At 53.8% G+C, this 2,323-nt stretch carries 1 protein-coding gene and 1 pseudogene; one reads left to right on the plus strand and one right to left on the minus strand.

The features are described from left to right. Positions 1-259: pseudogene (locus ACTHUE_RS15825) on the plus strand (M16 family metallopeptidase); the annotation flags it as partial. Positions 260-509: 250 nt separating this feature from the next. On the opposite strand, the gene glmS reads toward ACTHUE_RS15825, so the two are convergent. Continuing rightward, positions 510-2,323, minus strand: a 1,814-nt coding sequence (glmS, locus tag ACTHUE_RS15830) for a glutamine--fructose-6-phosphate transaminase (isomerizing) (RefSeq protein ID WP_440423962.1), incomplete at its 5' end; no start/stop codon positions are given.

The raw sequence follows: 2,323 nt of genomic DNA on the forward strand, positions 1-2,323 counted from the left end.
GTTTATCGCCGAAGGCCCGACCGAAGCCGAGCTGAAACAGGCCAAAGCCAACATCGTCGGCGGCTTTCCCCTGCGCTACGACTCCAACGACAAACTGCTCAACTACCTGAGCCTGATCGGCCTCTACAACCTGCCCAACGACTACTTGGAAGTCTATCCCAAAGCCATCAACAGCCTAACCGTCGAACAAGTCCGCGACGCATGGAAACGCCGCGTCAAATTCAAAGACCTCAACACCGTCGTTGTCGGTGCAGAATAAAACGCTTTAAAACAACAGGCCGTCTGAAAGGTTTTTCAGACGGCCTGTTTTCATTCTGTCGGTTTGCTTACTTGTCATCAGAGGCCACTCTAATCAATAAAATATCGGTCACAATCAGCTGTTGTTGTACATTTATAATGAAAGCGAAGACATCATAAATAGCATTTCTATTACTGAAACCAACAAATAAAAAAGGCCGTCTGAAACCTTGAAACAGGTTTCAGACGGCCTTTTGTAACCGGTCAATTACTTATTCAACCGTTACCGATTTAGCCAAGTTGCGCGGTTTGTCCACGTCTGTACCGCGTGCGAGGGCGGCGTGGTAAGACAGGAGTTGCACGGGGATGGTGTGCACAATCGGCGAGAGTACGCCGACGTGGCGTGGGGCGCGGATAACGTGCACGCCTTCGGTAGCGTTGAAGTTGCTGTCGAGGTCGGCGAAGACAAACAGTTCGCCGCCGCGTGCGCCGACTTCCTGCATATTAGCTTTTACTTTGTCCAACAGGCTGTCGTTCGGGGCAATCACGACAACAGGCATGTTCTCATCCACCAAGGCCAACGGGCCGTGTTTCAACTCACCCGCAGGATACGCTTCGGCGTGGATATAGGTAATCTCTTTCAGCTTCAATGCGCCTTCAAGGGCGATTGGGAAGTGGATACCGCGGCCGAGGAAGAGTGCGCTGGTTTTCTTGGCAAATTTTTGCGCCCAAGCGGCGATTTGCGGCTCCAGATTGAGAGCGTGCTGAATGCTGCCCGGCAGTTGGCGCAGTTCTTCAACGTATTCACGCGCTTGTTCGTCAGAAACCAGGCCGCGCTGTTTGCCCAAGGTAACGGCCAGGCCGAACAGGACAACCAGTTGGGTCGTGAACGCTTTGGTAGAGGCAACGCCGATTTCTGCGCCGGCGCGTGTGTACAGTACCAACTCGCTTTCACGCGGCAGGGCGGATTCCATCACGTTACAAATAGACAGGCTGTGTTTGTGTCCCAAGGATTGCGCGTATTTCAGGGCTTCCATGGTATCCAAAGTTTCGCCGGATTGGGAAATGGTGATGACCAATTGTTTCGGATCGGCAATCACGTCGCGGTAGCGGTATTCGCTGGCAATTTCGACGTCGGTTGGCACTTTGGCAATGGATTCGAGCCAGTATTTGGCGGTCAGCGCGGCATAGTAGGACGTACCGCAGGCAAGGATTTTGATGCTGTGGATATCGTCGAACACGTCGCGGGCGTTGGCACCGAAATTTTCAGGTTCAAAACCGCCGTCCAAGAAGACTTCGGCAGTATCGGCGATGGCGCGGGGTTGTTCGTGGATTTCTTTTTGCATGAAGTGGCTGTATGGGCCCAACTCCAAAGAAGCCAAAGATAATTCGGACACTTTAATCGCGCGTTCGGTTTGCGCACCGGTTTTGTCGAGCAGTTTTTCGATGCCGTTTGCGTTCAGCAGGGCTATGTCGCCGTCTTCCAAGTAAGCGATGCGGCGGGTAAAGGCGATCACAGCGGATACGTCGGAAGCGATAAAGGTTTCTTGGTCGCCCAAGGCCACCAACAGCGGGCAGCCCATGCGCGCAACAACCATTTGTTCAGGGTTGTCTTGTGCGATAACGGCAATAGCGTATGCGCCGTGGAAACGGGCAGTCGCAGCTTGTACGGCTTCAAACAGTTTGCCGCCGTTTTGTGTGTATTCGTGGTTGACGCTGTGGGCGATGACTTCGGTATCGGTTTGCGATTCGAAGGTGTAACCCAAGGCTTTGAGGCGTTCGCGTTCGGCTTCGAAGTTTTCGATGATGCCGTTGTGGACAACCGCGATCATGCCGCCGGAAATGTGAGGGTGGGCGTTAGGCTCGGTTACGCCGCCGTGGGTTGCCCAACGGGTATGGCCGATGCCGATATGGCCGAACACGCCATTTTCGCGTGCTGCATCTTCCATCAGCTGCACACGGCCGACACGGCGGACGCGTTTGATTTTGCCGTCCATGTTGACGGCGATACCCGACGAATCGTAGCCTCGGTATTCAAGGCGTTTGAGACCGTCGGTCAGAAAATCGACTACATTGTGATTGGCGC

It is taken from the genome of Neisseria sp. P0021.S005 (genome assembly GCF_051956955.1).